Here is a 16,637-nt window from a genome sequence, read left to right as displayed (position 1 = left end):
GGAAAAAGGGGAAAGGGTGGTTAAACGGATTGAGTATGTTGTGTCGCATCGCTGTCGTCCCTATGCTCAAGGAGCACCAGCTTTCCAGAAACGGCAATACCGGGTGTCAATACCACATTCAGGCCGGGTTTACCGTGATGGGCGAACGCCACGCCGACTTTAGTCCACCAGGTGTTTTTTTCACCCTGTGGGTCGGGCTGACTTTCCTGGATGACAAATACGTGATAAAGGGGTTTTCGCATGAGGTTTCCTCTAATAAAAACAACGATGAGTTAAATAAATGTCACATCCCAATTCTGCATTCCGGTTTAAACGGGCTAGCGAGAACATTCAGCGGCACCCTGAATTGTGGTTTCGTGACAGCCCGAGCCTTATTTTTAAAGAGCAATATCAATTCCGGAAAAATTAATCCGCCATTAAGTAATGGCGTATTCAGAGTGCAACATTAAAAAAACCTTCGATATAACAAATTAAAAAAAGAAGAAAGAGAGTTAATAAAATAAAAGATGGATTTTCCTGGCGGGATTATTCTTTCCGTTGCTGGGGTAATAAAAAAATTTACGGATTTATGACTGATAGAGGAATATAAAAATGCGCGGAGAAGAGAAATTCCCCGCGCGTAACCGGTATGATGATTAGCGCCTGCGACGTTCAAGGATGGACTGGCATACCGTGCATGTCGTCACCCCCGGCAGGGTCTGCCGCCGTTTATCAGGAATAGGCTTACCGCAGAATTGACAATGAAATAATGAGGGCGTTGCCGCCGATTTGAAACGGTTCTGTTCAATCATCTCCTCAAGCCGCTGTTCATTAAACTCCTGATCGCGATCGATCTCATCCGACATGCCACGCCCCCCTGTCAACTGCTTCACGTTCGCAAAGGGTGATACGATTCCAGACGACAGTCAGTGAGGGGTTATCAGGTTGAGCAGACAAATCTTCAGTAACCTGCATCATCGCCTTTAACGCATCGGACGAATCAAGATTATCTACCCGATATTTTTGCCATTGTCGCCAGATCCCAGCATCTGTCTCTTCATCCGGTATTGGCGTCCGGCCAAGGGGGATGGCGACATTCAGCAATCGACGACGCAGGCAGACTTCATTGGATGTGAGACCAAAATAGCGATTTAGTAGCGCAATTGACCCACCCAACCGTATGGCTCGATTAGTTTGCTGCTGGCATTGAACCTCCTTACTGGATCTAGCCAGGAGCAGGCGTAAGGCATCATGTTGTACAGTGACAGTCATAAACTGCGCTGATTCCCGACTGATAATAAACAACTCGTCGAGAGACAGCTGGTTGAGGGCATTCATCTCGTCGAAAGTAAATCCCAGAGTTTTACAGTGGTGGATGTTGCCATCCTTCAGCGCGTGCAGTGCATCTGTTAAGACAGCATAATTAAGTGACGGGATCATGATTCTTTTTCTCCCTTCAGCGCATTACGCGATTGGCTAATTTGAGGTTGATCCATTCGTCAATTTCCGATTCGAGCCAGGCCACACTGGCCGGGCCAATCTTGATTGAACGGGGAAAGGTACCATCCTTCATATACAGATAGATTTGAGAACGCTTCAGGCCAGTTTTTTCTTCAACCTGTTTCAGACGTAATAACTGATGAGATCTCACGGTATTCTCCTGTGGCAGATATAGCGCTAGCCGGGAGATAACACGACAACACAAAGTAGTGGTGGGGATAAAGTTGATGAGCCCGTATTACGGGAACTAGAACCCTTAATACGGACTTTTATAGCAAAGGGACATCATCTTACTTTTGTGCCGATATGGACAGGGGGCGAGCCGCGTTCAAGCGCAGTCTTCAGTGTGTCGCCACTGAATCGTTCAGTAATGCCTTCCTCAGAGGCCCATTGTTCAAAAATGGATAATAGTTTATACGGTTGCTTGATTAACGGACTAATAGTCTCATTATTTTTACAAGCAAGCCAGAACATACGGGATAGTGGTGTCGATATACGTGTTGAAGTCGCTGGGGCCGTTTTGTTTTTTAAGAAAATATTGATTAACTTTTCAAGTTCTGAATGTTGAATTACAAAACACGCATCTTGTGGTAAATTATGAATTGGGAAGTACCATCTTTGTTGATGCCTTTTTTTGTATGAAATATACTTTTCAATATGCTGAGCTATATCCTCTGGTAGTTTTATTTTTTGCTGTTGTATTCTTTCACGCCATGTCTTTTGTTCAAATACCTGGAATAATTCTCCGTTGATAATAACAGAAATGCCATAATTCATATTATTCACTCCATCTATAGGGGGAGGGATGTGCAGCGAGTAGGCCAGTAGGCGTTGCACAAAGACATATTCATATCCCATTAAAGGAGTGTCAATAATCCTTTGTAGAGGGTAAATGTATTTACCTTCGGTACTGATAGTTAAGTTTCGGCTGCTAATGAAACAGTGCCTTTCAAGTAGGCATAGCCGATCAATTAGTGAATTCCTTGTTGGTCTAAGATTTACTTTATGTTTCGATATGTGAACTTTTCTTAATACAATAGGGGATTGGAAATATATGGAGAGATAGATGTTCCCATATAATGCTTGGCGATAAATATCAAAATCATTGATTTTTAACTCTGCTATTGTTTTTATTAAATCAACAGCCTCTTGAATAGTTAACCAGTTTGGAGTCCTATTTATAAAATTTAATTGAGAGTCATTCTTTGGCACAAAGCATCTCCTTCCGAACAATAAAACCAATTAGTGAAATTGGCAGTATTATGAAATTGATGGGCTTTATTGGTTTTTAACTATAAGAAAAAACTAAATAGCGTGATGATATTTGGTTATTACACTATAGAAATTATTCATTGTACGTTTGAAGAAGTACGCGTATAAAATTCAATCATTCTAAGGTCGAAGCCTGTATAGCATGAAGTCTGTAACTGCAATTGAAGGAAAGAAAGAACCGTTATTTGAACAGCGTTTACTTCACAAGAATGAACAAAATGAGATTTTTTATCTTTTTGCCGTTGGTCTAACTCCATTGAATATATACCTCATGCCTTATTATACGAACATTATTATTACAATGCTCATACTAGGCCTCTGACCGACCTTATGAATTTGTTAGAATGTGCCAGGCAGGCTGAAAAATATATTGTACACAAATATGAAAAACAATCGCTCGATACACGATTTATTTTAACTGAGTGGTCTTGCAATTTCACCGAGAACTTTATTCCTACCACTGACTTGTTAAATCGTTCTGTATGTTTAAAAATAGTTACAAGTAATACGCGGAGTGACCTGCTCCCTGTTGATTAACATATCCCGATGTTAGTAATGTCATTCGTAATGACCGCTCCCCGTATGTGATCCATTCATAATCAGGAATAACCGGCTCGAATTATACCCTTCAGTCTCTACCAGCATGCTTTGCTGAAATAAGCCCTTAGGACAACTCATCGAACAAACCCTTTTTTAGTTACGACAGTGCTCAATCCTGTGCGATAAAGCTCTGGTCACGGTGCTGATATCCTTCCCTGCATCGGTCATTAAATTGACTTTTTTGGTCGTTGGTCGATATTATGAGATAAATTGGTCATTACAGGATTATCACGTGCTAACTGTCTCTCCGTCAATTGCCCCTGAAGTGTATGCTATCGCTCCCGGCTTCCGTGCCCTCAGTATTTATGTACAGGCGGCGCCGGTACTGAATCCCCAGGTCGGGGAAACGGCCCTGAAAGAAGCCTGTGATGCTGTTCTGGCTGGCGCCCCAGAATGGGCTGATTCTCATCTTGCTGCGTGGGCCGAAGTGTTTCAGGCATTTGGTGCCAAACCTAAACGGACTCCGAGCTCCGCTGATGCACTGCGTAAGCGTGTGCTTCGCGATGGCACAATGGCGGCTCTTGATCCGGTGGTGGATCTCTATAACGCCGTCAGCCTGCGATATGCTGTTCCTGTTGGTGGAGAAAATATCTCTGCCTACCAGGGAGCGCCACGCCTGACAGTGGCAGAAGGCACAGAGCCTTTCGATACCGTGAAAGAAGGTGTGCCGGCGGTGGAGTACCCTTCCCGCGGAGAAGTTATCTGGTGTGATGACGCCGGAGTAACGTGTCGCCGCTGGAACTGGCGACAGGGGATCAGAACCCGCTTAAGTGTGGAAGCTCAGCATATGTGGTTTATCCTGGAAAGTCTGCCTCAGATGCCGCTGGAACAGCTCCATGAAGCAGGGAAGATGCTGACCGACGGCCTCGAACAAATGATGCCTGACCTTGTGTTTGAAGTGACTCTCATCGGGGAATAATGCTTATTATGCCATCAAGGACAAACAGTATGTTTACTGGATTAAGTGCTTTCCCGTTAACCCCTGTCACTGCCAGAGGCGTGGATGAAGAGGGGTTTAGCAAAATCCTGGCCCGTCTGACTGCGGCCAGGGTCGACTCTCTGGGTATTCTGGGATCAACCGGTAGCTATGCCTATCTGACCCGGGAGCAGCGCAAACGTATCGCTCATCTGGCAAATCAGTTTGCCGGGGATATTCCTGTCATGGTGTGTGTGGGCGCGGTCAGCACTGATGCAATCCTGTACCTGGTTGAAGATGCTCAGGCTGCAGGAGCCGATGCCCTGTTACTTCCGGCGGTCAGTTACCAGCCACTCAGGGATGAAGAAGTCTTTGCACTCTTTCAGACTGTTACCCGGCATGCTTCTGTACCAGTCTGTGTCTATGACAATCCAGGTACTACGCATTTTACTTTTACTGATGAGCTACATGGGCAGCTGTCATCACTGGATGGTGTTCATTCGATTAAAATACCGGGTGTACCTGATACTCCAGCCGTTGCCGTTGAGCGCGTCGATGCGTTACGTAAACAACTTCGTCCCGGCGTGACGATTGGTATCAGTGGGGATGCATTTGCCGGTCTGGGATTAAATGCTGGCTGTGAGGTCTGGTATTCCGTATGCGGTGGATTGTTCCCGGAAACAGCAAAACAAATCACAGAGGCTGCGGCGCTGAAAGACCATGCCGGTGTTACTGCTCTGGTTGCCCGCCTGGATCCTTTGTGGGCACTTTTCCGTAAACATGGCGGAAGTATCCGGGTTATAGCAGCCGCTGCAGGAGTGCTTGGGCTTACCGATACCGACTGTCTGCCTCGTCCTCTGCAACCGTTGACTGCTGGTGCTATCGCGGATATTGCCCGTGTGATAACCGAGCTGGATCTGAAGTAACTCTCCTCCGGGACCGGCAGTCTGTCGGTCCTTCTGAAACATGACCGGGCTATAATTCGCCATGACGATGCTTCGATACAAAAACGTTACTGGTCAGGCGGGCCTGGTGCGCTATGCTTTTGCCGCGATGCTGGCACGAATTGCAGATGGTGGCGGTGTGCTGGCCGTGATTCTGCTGTGCCAGTCATCAGAACAATATTCCACGGTCACCGGGTGGATGGCTGCCTGCATTACCCTTCCACATATGCTTGGTCCGTTTATTGCCCGGAGTATCGATACAGCCAGGGACGGGCGCAGAGTCATTGCGACAGCCTGTCTGGTCTATGCAGGTATCACGGGATTACTGACAGTCACTTTTGGCCATATTCCCTTATTCCTGACAGCCTCGTTTCTGATCGCTGCAGGTCTCTGTGGTCCATTACTGACCGGAGGGATCAGCATTTTTCTGCCAGCCATTGCAGGGCCGGACCAAAAAAGTCAGCGCAGGGCGCAGGGATTGGACGTGGCAACCTATGGGTTTGGTGGTACCCTGGGTCCCTCTGCTGTTGCTGCCATCTCCGCCTGGTCTTCACCTTCGGCCGCCTTTTACCTTCTGGCAGCCTGCACAGTACTCGCTGCCTTTTTTATCATGCGACTGCCGGTATCTCCGGCAACACATACTGGCAAACCTGCAGAAGTTTCGGGTGCCATAGCGACTATTGTTCTGATGATCCGGGACACGCGCTTGCGCCGGACACTGTACCTGACGATGGCGGTGGCCTTTGCTGTCGCTGTCCTGCCGGTTATTGCTGTGAACATGGCTGATGTTTTTGGTGTGCCAGCAGCCACAGCCGCCTTTCTTACCGTTGCCTATGGTGCCGGTAATCTGGCAGGGTCATTGTGTCTGATGATCATACCGCTGAGAGGTGAGCCGGATAGGCTGATGATGAAAACTGGGGGGCTGATTGCCGCAGGCCTGCTTTCCATCTGTTTGGTAAACGGCTTTGTATCGGTATTTGTATTCTTCTTTATCACCGGGATGCTCAACTCAGCATTTTTTGCCGCCACGCTTGCTGCACGCAATGAATATTCTCCCCAGTTTTGTCGAGGACAGGTATTTGTCTGGGTGGGAGCAATGAAGATTACTGCAGGCTCACTTGGCACTGCAGCAGCAGGTCAGTTGATGGCACAGGGAACCTATGCACCTCTGGTATTAGGCCTGACTGTCCTTTCGGTAATATTGGTTATTTCCCTTTCAGGCCATATCAGGCCGTCAATTAAACCCCATGACTGATAAAACAGCAAAACAAGAAGCCAAATGAGCAATATTTTTCTAGCCTCAGTAAGGGCGAATTTTGTTTTTCGAGTGCCAATAATATTTTGCTTCGTAGTAGCGGGTTCTGGTCTTCCAACTGCAGCAAATGCTCCTTATCCATTTGAATGCCAGAGCTCGGACTGATGAGATTTTCCTTGTTCTCGGTGTCTTTGATAATACAGTTTGGCCCAGTATGATGAGTCAACCGTTTTGCAGTTCATTCCATGAGTGTTTGTCGAACGAAGTTGGCACATTGCTAACGCCAATGTACCTAGCATTTCTGTCCGCTTCGTTCGGTTAGAATGCTACCAGAAGGTAATGACTGTAGCAGCACCTTGCTTGACTCATCAATTGCGTCGGTATTTGAATGCTGTCCGTAAGCTCAGGGCAGTACAGACGTTGATAATAAGAAGCTATGAAGTTTTTTAAGCACGGCCCCAAATTCATTTATGTCAATGTTGGCAAAGCCGATGATAATGAACTGGGGTGTCGCGCGCACATCAGAAACATAATTTTGCGGGGCTGCGACCTGAATGTTGCTGGCGGAAAGCCAGTCGGAGATCCGTTGGGTTTTTGCAGGATCTAAAAATCTGACATAAAGCTGTAGTCCGCCAGACGGAACAGAAAACTGTGCATCCGGGAGGTAATGGCGGATCAGTGCGACAATAGCATCCCGTTTGTGCCGGTAAACCGTTCGCATCCGGCGGGTGTGCCGCTCGTAAGAGCCGCTTTTAATCAATTCGCATACCCATTGCTGAAGCAGACCGCTTGTACCGCGGGACAAACTCCAGTGCAGTGAGGCCATCTGCTTTACCAAGTGTGCATCTGCAACAAGGTAGCCCAGCCTGACCGTATTGAACAATATCTTGGAGAACGTGCCCATATAGACAACGTGATCGCTGGCCGCAGAGGCTCTTAGTGCCGGTCTTGGAGCACGCTCGAAGTAAAACTCACTGTCGTAGTCATCTTCCAGCAGCAACAACTGATGCTGGATGGCCAACCGAATGATATCGCTTCGTCTTGCATCAGAAAGGGTGATGCACTGAGGGAAATGATGTTCCGGCATAATGTAAAGAATATCCTGGGAGGTCGCATGAAAACCTGAGATATCGATCCCCTCAGTGTCCATGCCATGCGGGTGCAAGTGATAGCCGAAACGGGAAAAGTTACGGGCAAACTCCATGTAACCAGGATCGCCGAAATGAAAGCAGGACCTTTCATGCCCGATGGTCATTGCGAGCAACAGGCTACCGTACTGTGAACCAGGGACGATCAGTACTTCTGAGGGGCTGGCGGAAATCCCTCGCGAAGGAAGGATTTTTTCGCAGATGAGCTGCCGTAGTTCCAGGTGGCCGGCACTCTCGCCGAACTGGTTAAGCCGGTCCGGGTAACGTAATACGCGATTGAAAGCCTGTCGAAACTCACTCACCGGGAGGTGCGCTGTACTGGCATGGCTGGGCAGTAAGGATAAACCTCCTGGAAGAAATTTTTCAGCCGTTGGGCTATCAGTCGCAGTTGGCCCCTGTGACGACAGTTCAGATGCCGATCGGTAAATCACCCTGGTTCCCCTGCCTGTCTGGCTGTGACAATACTGTTTCAAACACAGCAATTCATAGGCACGGACCACGCTTCCCCGTGATACCCCGAGCAGGCGAGCCAGCTCCCTGGACGGAGGAAGGTCATCCCCGTAAATCAACTGACCCTGAATAATTTGCCAGCTGATTTGCTGTTCTATCTGGTTATACAGCGGCAGTGCGGTTGCACTGCGGCTGAGATGAAGTTCAATCACAGCCTCTCCAGTGGTCCAATTATTTAACGGAATTGGACCTTTTAAATGATGATGTGCAGGACCAATATACACGAAAAATGATCATTCTTTTTTGCAGGGGCAAAGAAAAACGCCTCTAAATTTACAAGTGAGATTGCTCGTGTCTGAAAAACTAAAATTTGTCAGCTTTGATTTATATTCAGCCGTCATGGGTATTACAGGCCTTGGACTTGTCTGGCGCGCTGCCGCATTGACTTACGCTGTTCCTGCATGGCCAGGAGAAACCTTCCTCGCCTCGGGTCTGGTTGTGTTTCTTGTACTGACAGTTGCTCAACTACTGCGTCTGATTTTTTGCCATCAGGCAATTCTTGCGGAATGGCAATCACGCACCAGTAAGAACTTTTTTTGTGCTGCCACTATTTCGGGCTTTTTGCTTTCCATGGGGTTGCTGCCCTATAGCATTGTGCTGGCAAAGATGCTCTGGATCACCGGCGTCATTGCACAAATTTACTTCCTGACCTGTACTTTCCGTCGCTGGATTATTGACAAGTTCGAGACGCATGAAATCAGCCCTGTATGGCTTATCCCGATGGTAGGCAATGCATCACCTGCTTTTGCCGGTGTCGATCTTGGTTTTCCGGGATTAAGTAAAATGCTCCTTTTCTCGGCTATTCTGTGCTGGGCATTGTTTATGCCACTTATACTCTGGCGAATTATTTTTGTTTGTCCCGTCACCCCATTGAAGGCTATGCCGGGCCTGGCGATTATGGTTTCAGCGCCAGCCGTTATAGCAGTGGCACTCTATTGTGTTTATCTTGGGGTGAATGATGCCGTCGAATTTATGGCATGGACCGCTTTATTTTTTGCAGTAGTACTTATCAGTTTATGGCGAAGAATGGTGCCGGATACGTTCAGCAAGGCCTGGTGGGGGTTCACATTCCCGGCCACGGCACTGGCATCATCTCTCATCAGGGTCGACAGAGCCACAATGAGTCCACTTAACCATGCTCTCGCAGTGACGGCGTTGATATTCGCTACCTGCGTTGTATGTTCGATTATCTTTCTTACACTCAGGCAAACATTGTTAACCGTCAGAGGATGCAGGAATGCGGAACAAATTTGACAGCGTCTTCTATAGTCCTTTATATGTAAGGGTGTCGGAATATCTTTTTTATGTGGGTAAACGCAATGTCTTTACAGCCATTGCAAAAGCGGTTATTGATAAGATTGAAGATTTCCCTGATGTAAATATTGAAGAACTGGCATTGTATTGTAATACGACGCCTTCAAGCATTACAAAGTTCGTTCGTGAGATAGGATATGGCTCTTTTCAGGAACTGAAAAATGACATAGCGCCTTACCGTTTGGCGCATCATGGAATAAAAGGACTGACTGAACAAAAAATTATTGAGGAAATTTATAATTATATTCCCTATAACGAATGCAAGGCGCTGGCTGAAGTTATTAATAACAGTCATTCTGTCATTATTTTATCAAATTCATTTATTTTTAATATCGCGAATTTCATGCGTGAAAGTATCAGTGGTCGAAATAGAAAGGTATATCTTGTCGAACGCTCTAATGATGAACTCATTAGGAGTATTTTAAGACAAGTTGATTGTTTATTTATTCTTACACTCACAGGTCAGTGGATTAACTCCTGTCATTACATTAATAATGTTGCGGAAAATACTCGTATATGTCTTATTTCAGGAGGTATTCCGGCTATATTAAAGAACAGACCTGTTCATTACATCGAGCTTAATAATTACCCACAAATGCTTTATGCTAATTATTTTTCACATAAGTATCTTGAGAGCATTGTTTTTAATATGGTTCAATATGTGATTTAGGTCACATCTCATTTTCCAAAACTGGAAAACGATATCCTTTGATTTCCCTCTTTCTTGAATGTATTTTCATAATACACCCTACACCAAAGAGTTATACATATGTCTGAAGAAAAACAAATAGCATCAATTATTGATGATTTAGGCGGTCGTGAAAATATTAAAGATTACTTCCACTGTGCTACTCGTTTACGATTTAATCTCTATGATTATGATAAAATAAATAAAGAAGCACTCAAGGCTAACTCTCTGATACTTTCAGTCGTCCAGGCTAGCGGACAATGTCAGTTGATTATTGGCAATAAAGTCAGTGCGGTATACAGCGCTCTACACAATCTACTTGAGACAGGTGATGGAAGCATCGCAAAACCGCCAACAGATTCGGTATCTAAGCATGAATCAATAACGAGCTGGGTCTTCGCATTTATTTCGGGTAGTTTCCTGCCATTGATTGGCATTCTTGCAGCGGCAGGATTGCTGAGGGCTTTGGCCACACTGTTGTTGAGCTTGCCTTCTCTTGCAGGTAACAGCACACTTACCATCCTTTCCTTTATTGCCAACGTACCGTTTTATTTCATGCCAGTTTTACTTGGCTTTACCATTGCACGTAAACTCAAATCGAATGAATTGATCGGCTCCATCATAGGCGCCTCACTCCTCTATCCTGAATTTACTCATCTGGCAGGTCAGACATTAAACGTAGTAGGGTTGCCTCTGATTGTCATGGATTATGGATACAGTATATTCCCGGTCTTTTTTGCAGTACCTGTTGCTGCGTACCTGGAAAAATTCTTTAAAGTCAATCTTTACGACTCAATTCAGCTATTTATGGTGCCATTACTATGCGTTGTAATTGTTGTTCCTATTACAATGTTTTTACTTGGGCCATTCGGGAAATATCTTGGTGACTATCTGGCCACTGGTATTGTCTACATTATTAGCGTAAATAGCCTCGTGGCGGGAATGATTATCGGGGCAGCATATTCATTTATTGTTCTGTTTGGTCTTCACTGGGCCATTATTCCCGTTGTATTTTCAAATATTGCTCATGGTGGAGACCCTATCTACGCTATCGGTGGGATGTCTGCAATTTCGCAGATGGGGGTTGCATTGGGAATTATGATCCGTACCCGTGATGCCAGAACTCGTCAGATTGCAAGTAGCGCATTTTTCCCGTCATTAATCAGTGGCGTAACTGAGCCAATTTTATATGGCCTGATCATTCCTAACCGCCGCACAATTTATTACATCATCATTGCAGGTGCAGTGGGTGGCGGTATCGTTGGTGGCTATAATCTCACCATAAATAATCTTGTTTTTGCAAGCCTGCTTTCTATTCCGACGGCAAGTAATATGCTTGTCTACAGTATTGCATTATTTGCTACGTTGATTACTGGTGCATTGTTACCTGTCATTTTTGGTTATAAAACCCGGTCTTAAATGGGAGATGTTATGAGTACAAACTTACTGCAATTTTCAGATGATTTTTTATGGGGTGGTGCAATTGCTGCCAATCAGGCTGAAGGAGCCTGGAATGTAGATGGCAAGGGCATTAGTGTTGCCGACATTAATGAATATGTTTTCAATGAAGATATGCGGAAAATGTATAACATCGAGCTTACCCGTGACTATGCTATTCGGGCCCAGGACGATGCTGAAGGTATTTTTCCTAAACGGAATGGTATTGATTTCTACCATACCTTCCGTGAAGATCTGGCACTTCTCAAGTCAGCGGGTTTAAAGACATTCCGCACCTCAATCAGTTGGGCACGCATCTTCCCGAACGGTGACGATGCTGCACCAAACGAGGCGGGCTTGAAGTTTTACGATGAACTTATCGATGAAATCATAAATAACGGTATGATCCCGATGATCACGCTCGCACATTATGAGATGCCGCTAAATCTCGCGATTAACTATAATGGCTGGAAGAACCGTCAGCTTATAGATTTATACTTCAATTTTGCCTGTGTATGTCTCGACCGATATCATGACAGGGTGAAGTATTGGATACCATTTAACCAGATTAACCTTATTCGTTATGAATCCTTCAACCATTTGGGTATTTTTGAGGATGACGGCTCGTCCCTTGAACAGGATAAGTACCAGGGGGTGCACCATGAGCTGGTTGCATCAGCAAGGGTCAAAGAATATGCCTTATTATTGGGGGAGGATATCAAAATTGGTATGATGCTATATACTGATTTCGCCTATCCAGAAACGACAAGCCCGGAGGATAACTTCGCGACCTGGCAGAAAAATCAGTACGAAATATACTTTGCTGATGTTCTTCTACGCGGTGAGTACCCGGGGTATATCAAGCGATTCTTCAAGGAAAAAAATATCGTTCTTGATATTACTGAAGAGGACAAAGCCGTCCTGAAAAACACTGCGGATTTCATGACGTTTTCTTATTATACGACATATGTCAGCAATGCCGATATAGCTCATAATTTCAGAGGTAATAACAAGCGCAACCCGCTTTTAGCTCAGACCCCATGGGGTTGGGCCATTGACTCTGTAGGGCTTCGTTATGTGCTGAATTTCTTCTGGGATCGCTGGCAAAAGCCCATCATGATTACTGAAAACGGGATCGGCTGCTTTGACGAGCTGGTCAATGATACCGTAGAAGATGATTATCGTATCGCCTTCTTCCGGGATCATATCCGGTCAGTGGGTGAGGCAATCGCGGATGGTGTTGAGGTGCTGGGATATTATATGTGGTCACCTATAGATATTATCAGTTGCTCCTCAAACCAGATGTCAAAGCGCTACGGACTGGTTTACGTCAATCTTGACGATTTAGGGCGAGGTGACGGTAGACGCCTGTGTAAGAAAAGTTTCTACTGGTATCAGAAACTTATTGCCACAAATGGTTCATCACTCGAAGAATAATTCTCCACGGCTCCTGGATGATGAGGTGGTTTTTTACTTTCCTGCCGGGTCGGCTACCGCTCCGGAATACCGGCTGCGGTGGGGGTTATTACCAGTCTCATCATCGTGAATATGTTATTTTGAGAACACGATCATTGTTTCACATGATCATCTGCACGCTGTGCCGTGAGCAGGCATAGCTGTGCAGTTCCTCTATCAAACCGGCGGTCTCTTCCCTGACAATAATGTGGATCTCTTACAATTGGTTATTGATTCAGTCCAGGAGTTTGCTTCTCCCCGAACAGTTAGGTTCTGCATGTGCAGAATACCTGTCTGCGACCCCCGCCTTTAACAAAAAAAAGAGCTCACAATACAATGAGTTATCCGGAAGTACCTGATAAAGGCAAAAGCTTCATTTCACATACATAGTCTGCAGTCCCGGCCCACTGAACTTCTCTTCGATCAGAATAAAAATATTATTTTCAAATTTAAAACGACCAAATCTAGAAGAGAAATATTATTACCTTTCTCCTTTTTAAATACTTAAATATATATTTGGTGCTGTACTTTTTTATCAGTATCAGCACCGATTTTGTAACTTAATGATTATTAAATAGACTGATTGTTAAAGTGTTCTTTTACTTTGTTATCACTACGCAGGAAAAAGTAAACCATTGCAACAATAACAACCAAAAACCCTGCGCCAACAATCCAGTATCCCGGACCGAATGGACCAGGATTAAGAACCATATATACCAACGAACCCACAGAGCACATCACAACACCAGTACGTAAAATCCATTGAATATATTTATTCTCATCATCTTTTAAAAAATGCTGTGCAAGCAGCATTACAACCATGATTGCTGGAAACAGTATGAGACTTACATCGAGATGTAGCATCCTGAAGGCAAAACCATAATCCCCGAGGGGAACATCTTTTGCCGAATTGTAAAGATCGGCCCTATACTCTTCAAGAAATCCCATGCCTGCTACGGTTACAACGATACTACTCCAGGTAAGGAAAATACCGCTGAGAGTGTATTTGGCTGTTTTGCTTAATGTGTGTCCTGGGGATTTTTTTCCGAAAAGAACCGCCCCAATCAGCAGTATTCCTCCCATCAAAAAGAATGTGCCAATGGTGAAATCGCCGAGATCAATACCCGCCACGCTCTGACCCCGTGGGGCATAAAATCCCTTCTCAGTGAAAATGTGCGGGATCTGCATACCGGAGCCACCGAACCCGGAAACGACCATGATGATGATCAGTAAAACCAGTCCCGTGATGGCCATCCATTCACCTGTGGCTTTTGCTGATGACGATATACCCGTCAGATGTCGCCCGTACTTCCAACTGATGACAGACAGAATCAGGCCGATAACGGCAACCACCATCATATCTGAATGTGAACGTAAAAGATTACCCTGCCATTCCTCTAACGTATAACCTATTTTTCCAGCGTACCATCCCAGAATGCCGGGCCAGTCACCAAAATCCAGGATAAAACCCGCCAGATCGCCAATCAGGGCTGCGATAACAGCGGTTGCTGATGCTGAAAGAACTAAATAATAGGTACGTGATTGTCTGAGCTCACTGTCCTTTATCACAATCAGACCGATGGACATGGTGATTAAAATCACGTCAAGCGCGATAAAAGAAAGGATCTGATACCAGAGAAACAGTTTGGTATATTCCATTGAGCGATTAATTGCACCACCCGTAATCCCAATGAAAATTGTGGCAACAGTACAAAGGAAAATGATTTTTTTAAATTTTTTATCAAGAGCAAACACCTGACTGATAATCAGAGCAGTGATTCCGGCTAGTCCCACTGTCATGCCATGAAAATACATTACTCTGGAATAATCAACAGGTGTGGTTCGATCTACAAAGATAGAAAATGGATTGGATATAAATACGCTGGCTATGGCGTACACCACTAACATAACTAAAAGCCATTTAATGACCTGCGGCCATGAGTACTTTCCTAGTCCTATTTCTTGCAGGGTTTCAGGGGGGTTATACATGTGTAATGCCCCCGATGTTAAACATAACTTGATCTTGCAGCTCACCTGAATTCATTTTCTTCTCCATTTCCCATTTGGAGGGTTGGGCAGGCTTCCGGTATGAAGACATGTATGTTCCCTTACTTGCGTCCTTATGGATGGGCCCGACCCTCCGACCGTATACAAACTGAAAAATACCTGGATAACGTACTGTAAGGTCGTAAGTCATCAGGTAGTCATTGTATTGACTATTATTGATCATTATATTGACCAAGATCTGTTTTTTAAGTTATTACCAGTGATTCTCGGGTGAGATCACTCTCTTTAAAATGGCTGAAACGGATAGTCCGCAACTATCTGATAATCCAATCCCAGGATGAACTATGTACAAGGGGGCGTGCGAAAGAGACAGGACCTATTGAATTTGCGTGCTTTTTACTATTTCCGGTTTCATAACTAACTTTCTGAAAAGAAAAGGGATCTGTATCTCTCTCGGCAGGATTTTGGGTATGGGAAAATCATAAAGATATTTGTCTAGGAGGCGTTCTGTTCTTCATAGCGAACATGAGTGAAGATGGCAGAGCTTCTGCCCTGACTCTTTAATCAGGGCTTCGGTTTCTGGTAAATATTTGGGCGATTGGTCTGCCAGACAAAATCAGGCCGGTTCAGGGGGGTATATCCATATTTCTCGTATAACCATGGTGCGCTGTCAGTTACCAGCATTATTCTCCGAAGACGTGACATTACCGGATGGGCATGGCAGCACTCGATCAGCCAGCGACCAAGACCCATCTTCTGATACTGATCGAGGACATAGACATCGCAGAGATAGCCAAAAGTGGCATAGTCTGTCACCAGACGGGCAAATCCTATTTGTTCTGAACCATCGAGCAGGCCAAAACACAGGCTGTTCTCTATCGATAAACGCACTGTTTCTTCATCAATTCCTGGTGCCCAGGATGACTGTGAAAGAAAACTGCGTATGGCGCCAGTCTGGAAACGTGAAGCGTCGGTCGTTACGGTAAAATTGTCTTTCCGAAAAGTCAGATGCTGATTGTTCACAGGGCATATCCTCAGGAATACCGGCAAGGGTTCTTTTTACGCTTTTTCATGAGCAGAGTTTGTACGGGAAATACTCAGCATGGTGGTCAGCAGCACTGGGGGGACAGGAAGAGCATTTTTTTCCATTGACGGACTAAAGGTACTCAGGTGGTAAAGAGCATGGGTGAGCAGGTGAAGGAGGATCTCCTCACGTGTCATGTCTCCATATGCCCCATCCGTGAAGATAAATTGAACCCTCTTAATGCCAGTGTTAGCACCCAGAGAGCTCGCGTAGGAAATTAGCCAGTCATTACTGTCAATTGCTTCCTGTCTGAGTACATGTAAATCGGGTATATCATCACTCACGGTAGACTGGTAATCATGTGTTTCTCCGCACAGATGCGCCCGAAATATCTTATCCACGATATGAATATGGTTAAGCCAGTATGACCCGGCAAGAACAACCTCAGGAAATGACTGGCATTCCGGAGAAAGTAATAAATCATAGAAAGCAATTTCCTGATTTTTCTTCATTTCCATCATGGTGGCCAGAATGGCTGACTGGGAATTCAAACTTAAATATCCTTCAGGTGAAACCTGGTCATTCACT

Annotated in this window: 17 protein-coding genes and 1 pseudogene; 8 read left to right on the top strand and 10 right to left on the bottom strand. The window is 45.2% G+C overall.

Annotated elements, in window-relative coordinates; genetic code table 11:
- Positions 1–20: 20 nt before the first annotated feature.
- The 5 genes from ACF3VQ_RS12795 to ACF3VQ_RS12775 form a co-directional block, all read right to left on the bottom strand.
- The gene (locus ACF3VQ_RS12795) at positions 21–242 is read right to left on the bottom strand and encodes a hypothetical protein (RefSeq protein WP_392431326.1); all 222 of its coding nucleotides are present in this window, start codon (positions 240–242) and stop codon (positions 21–23) included.
- 393 nt (positions 243–635) lie between these two features.
- Positions 636–845 (bottom strand): TraR/DksA family transcriptional regulator, encoded by a 210-nt coding sequence (locus tag ACF3VQ_RS12790; protein WP_392431324.1) that lies wholly within the window; start codon positions 843–845, stop codon positions 636–638.
- Positions 835–1,419: a DUF2857 domain-containing protein gene (locus tag ACF3VQ_RS12785; protein WP_392431322.1), complete on the bottom strand. Its 585-nt coding sequence runs from the start codon at positions 1,417–1,419 to the stop codon at positions 835–837. The genes ACF3VQ_RS12790 and ACF3VQ_RS12785 overlap by 11 nt, the downstream gene beginning before the upstream one ends.
- Before the next feature lie 16 nt (positions 1,420–1,435).
- A complete protein-coding gene (locus ACF3VQ_RS12780) occupies positions 1,436–1,630 on the bottom strand; it encodes an AlpA family transcriptional regulator (RefSeq protein ID WP_392431320.1) in 195 nt (64 codons plus the stop codon).
- 134 nt (positions 1,631–1,764) lie between these two features.
- Positions 1,765–2,691, bottom strand: coding sequence for a hypothetical protein (locus tag ACF3VQ_RS12775; RefSeq protein ID WP_392431318.1), 927 nt, complete (start codon positions 2,689–2,691; stop codon positions 1,765–1,767).
- 390 nt (positions 2,692–3,081) lie between these two features.
- Here ACF3VQ_RS12775 and ACF3VQ_RS12770 point away from each other — a divergent pair, with 390 nt between their 5' ends.
- The 4 genes from ACF3VQ_RS12770 to ACF3VQ_RS12755 all read left to right on the top strand — a co-directional run bounded on the left by ACF3VQ_RS12770 (position 3,082) and on the right by ACF3VQ_RS12755 (position 6,466).
- Positions 3,082–3,288, top strand: a complete 207-nt coding sequence (locus ACF3VQ_RS12770; protein ID WP_392431316.1) for an AfsA-related hotdog domain-containing protein — start codon at positions 3,082–3,084, stop codon at positions 3,286–3,288.
- Between the two features lie 295 nt (positions 3,289–3,583).
- Positions 3,584–4,270: a B3/4 domain-containing protein gene (locus ACF3VQ_RS12765; protein ID WP_392431314.1), complete on the top strand. Its 687-nt coding sequence runs from the start codon at positions 3,584–3,586 to the stop codon at positions 4,268–4,270.
- Between the two features lie 29 nt (positions 4,271–4,299).
- Positions 4,300–5,193, top strand: coding sequence for a dihydrodipicolinate synthase family protein (locus tag ACF3VQ_RS12760; protein WP_392431312.1), 894 nt, complete (start codon positions 4,300–4,302; stop codon positions 5,191–5,193).
- 61 nt (positions 5,194–5,254) lie between these two features.
- Entirely contained in the window at positions 5,255–6,466 is a 1,212-nt protein-coding gene (locus tag ACF3VQ_RS12755; RefSeq protein ID WP_392431310.1) for an MFS transporter, read from the top strand.
- Here ACF3VQ_RS12755 and ACF3VQ_RS12750 read toward each other — a convergent pair.
- Positions 6,450–6,788 (bottom strand): annotated as a pseudogene (locus ACF3VQ_RS12750) (hypothetical protein); the annotation flags it as partial. The gene ACF3VQ_RS12755 and the pseudogene ACF3VQ_RS12750 overlap by 17 nt on opposite strands.
- Before the next feature lie 81 nt (positions 6,789–6,869).
- Complete coding sequence (locus ACF3VQ_RS12745; RefSeq protein ID WP_392431308.1) at positions 6,870–8,276, bottom strand: PLP-dependent aminotransferase family protein; 1,407 nt, start codon at positions 8,274–8,276, stop codon at positions 6,870–6,872.
- Between the two features lie 139 nt (positions 8,277–8,415).
- Between ACF3VQ_RS12745 and ACF3VQ_RS12740 the strand changes: the two genes are divergently transcribed.
- The 4 genes from ACF3VQ_RS12740 to ACF3VQ_RS12725 all read left to right on the top strand — a co-directional run bounded on the left by ACF3VQ_RS12740 (position 8,416) and on the right by ACF3VQ_RS12725 (position 13,000).
- Positions 8,416–9,378: a C4-dicarboxylate transporter gene (locus ACF3VQ_RS12740; RefSeq protein ID WP_392431306.1), complete on the top strand. Its 963-nt coding sequence runs from the start codon at positions 8,416–8,418 to the stop codon at positions 9,376–9,378.
- Between the two features lie 52 nt (positions 9,379–9,430).
- Positions 9,431–10,108 (top strand): transcriptional regulator, RpiR family protein, encoded by a 678-nt coding sequence (locus ACF3VQ_RS12735; protein WP_392431305.1) that lies wholly within the window; start codon positions 9,431–9,433, stop codon positions 10,106–10,108.
- A 99-nt stretch (positions 10,109–10,207) separates the two neighbouring features.
- Positions 10,208–11,545 carry a PTS transporter subunit EIIC gene (locus ACF3VQ_RS12730; RefSeq protein ID WP_392431303.1) on the top strand — a complete coding sequence of 446 codons (1,338 nt, stop codon included), beginning with the start codon at positions 10,208–10,210 and terminating at the stop codon, positions 11,543–11,545.
- Positions 11,546–11,557: 12 nt separating this feature from the next.
- Positions 11,558–13,000, top strand: a complete 1,443-nt coding sequence (locus ACF3VQ_RS12725; protein ID WP_392431301.1) for a glycoside hydrolase family 1 protein — start codon at positions 11,558–11,560, stop codon at positions 12,998–13,000.
- Between the two features lie 588 nt (positions 13,001–13,588).
- Here ACF3VQ_RS12725 and ACF3VQ_RS12720 read toward each other — a convergent pair.
- From ACF3VQ_RS12720 to ACF3VQ_RS12710, 3 genes are all read right to left on the bottom strand, one after another.
- Positions 13,589–15,007 (bottom strand): hypothetical protein, encoded by a 1,419-nt coding sequence (locus ACF3VQ_RS12720; protein ID WP_392431299.1) that lies wholly within the window; start codon positions 15,005–15,007, stop codon positions 13,589–13,591.
- A 582-nt stretch (positions 15,008–15,589) separates the two neighbouring features.
- Positions 15,590–16,048 (bottom strand): GNAT family N-acetyltransferase, encoded by a 459-nt coding sequence (locus tag ACF3VQ_RS12715; protein ID WP_392431298.1) that lies wholly within the window; start codon positions 16,046–16,048, stop codon positions 15,590–15,592.
- A gap of 36 nt (positions 16,049–16,084) precedes the next feature.
- Entirely contained in the window at positions 16,085–16,636 is a 552-nt protein-coding gene (locus ACF3VQ_RS12710) for a DinB family protein (protein ID WP_392431296.1), read from the bottom strand.
- Position 16,637: the final 1 nt, after the last annotated feature.

Origin of the sequence: Yersinia fenwicki, from assembly GCF_043099325.1 — a bacterium.
GTDB lineage: Bacteria > Pseudomonadota > Gammaproteobacteria > Enterobacterales > Enterobacteriaceae > Yersinia.
This window is presented reverse-complemented; position numbering and strand designations above follow the sequence as displayed.

Excerpts from the sequence above, each read along its gene's own strand:
- ACF3VQ_RS12755 (WP_392431310.1), top strand. The coding sequence starts at position 5,255 with ATGACGATGCTTCGATACAAAAACGTTACTGGTCAGGCGGGCCTGGTG.
- ACF3VQ_RS12720 (WP_392431299.1), bottom strand. The coding sequence starts at position 15,007 with ATGTATAACCCCCCTGAAACCCTGCAAGAAATAGGACTAGGAAAGTAC.
- ACF3VQ_RS12790 (WP_392431324.1), bottom strand. The coding sequence starts at position 845 with ATGTCGGATGAGATCGATCGCGATCAGGAGTTTAATGAACAGCGGCTT.
- ACF3VQ_RS12770 (WP_392431316.1), top strand. The coding sequence starts at position 3,082 with ATGAATTTGTTAGAATGTGCCAGGCAGGCTGAAAAATATATTGTACAC.
- ACF3VQ_RS12730 (WP_392431303.1), top strand. The coding sequence starts at position 10,208 with ATGTCTGAAGAAAAACAAATAGCATCAATTATTGATGATTTAGGCGGT.
- ACF3VQ_RS12785 (WP_392431322.1), bottom strand. The coding sequence starts at position 1,419 with ATGATCCCGTCACTTAATTATGCTGTCTTAACAGATGCACTGCACGCG.
- ACF3VQ_RS12725 (WP_392431301.1), top strand. The coding sequence starts at position 11,558 with ATGAGTACAAACTTACTGCAATTTTCAGATGATTTTTTATGGGGTGGT.
- ACF3VQ_RS12760 (WP_392431312.1), top strand. The coding sequence starts at position 4,300 with ATGTTTACTGGATTAAGTGCTTTCCCGTTAACCCCTGTCACTGCCAGA.
- ACF3VQ_RS12795 (WP_392431326.1), bottom strand. The coding sequence starts at position 242 with ATGCGAAAACCCCTTTATCACGTATTTGTCATCCAGGAAAGTCAGCCC.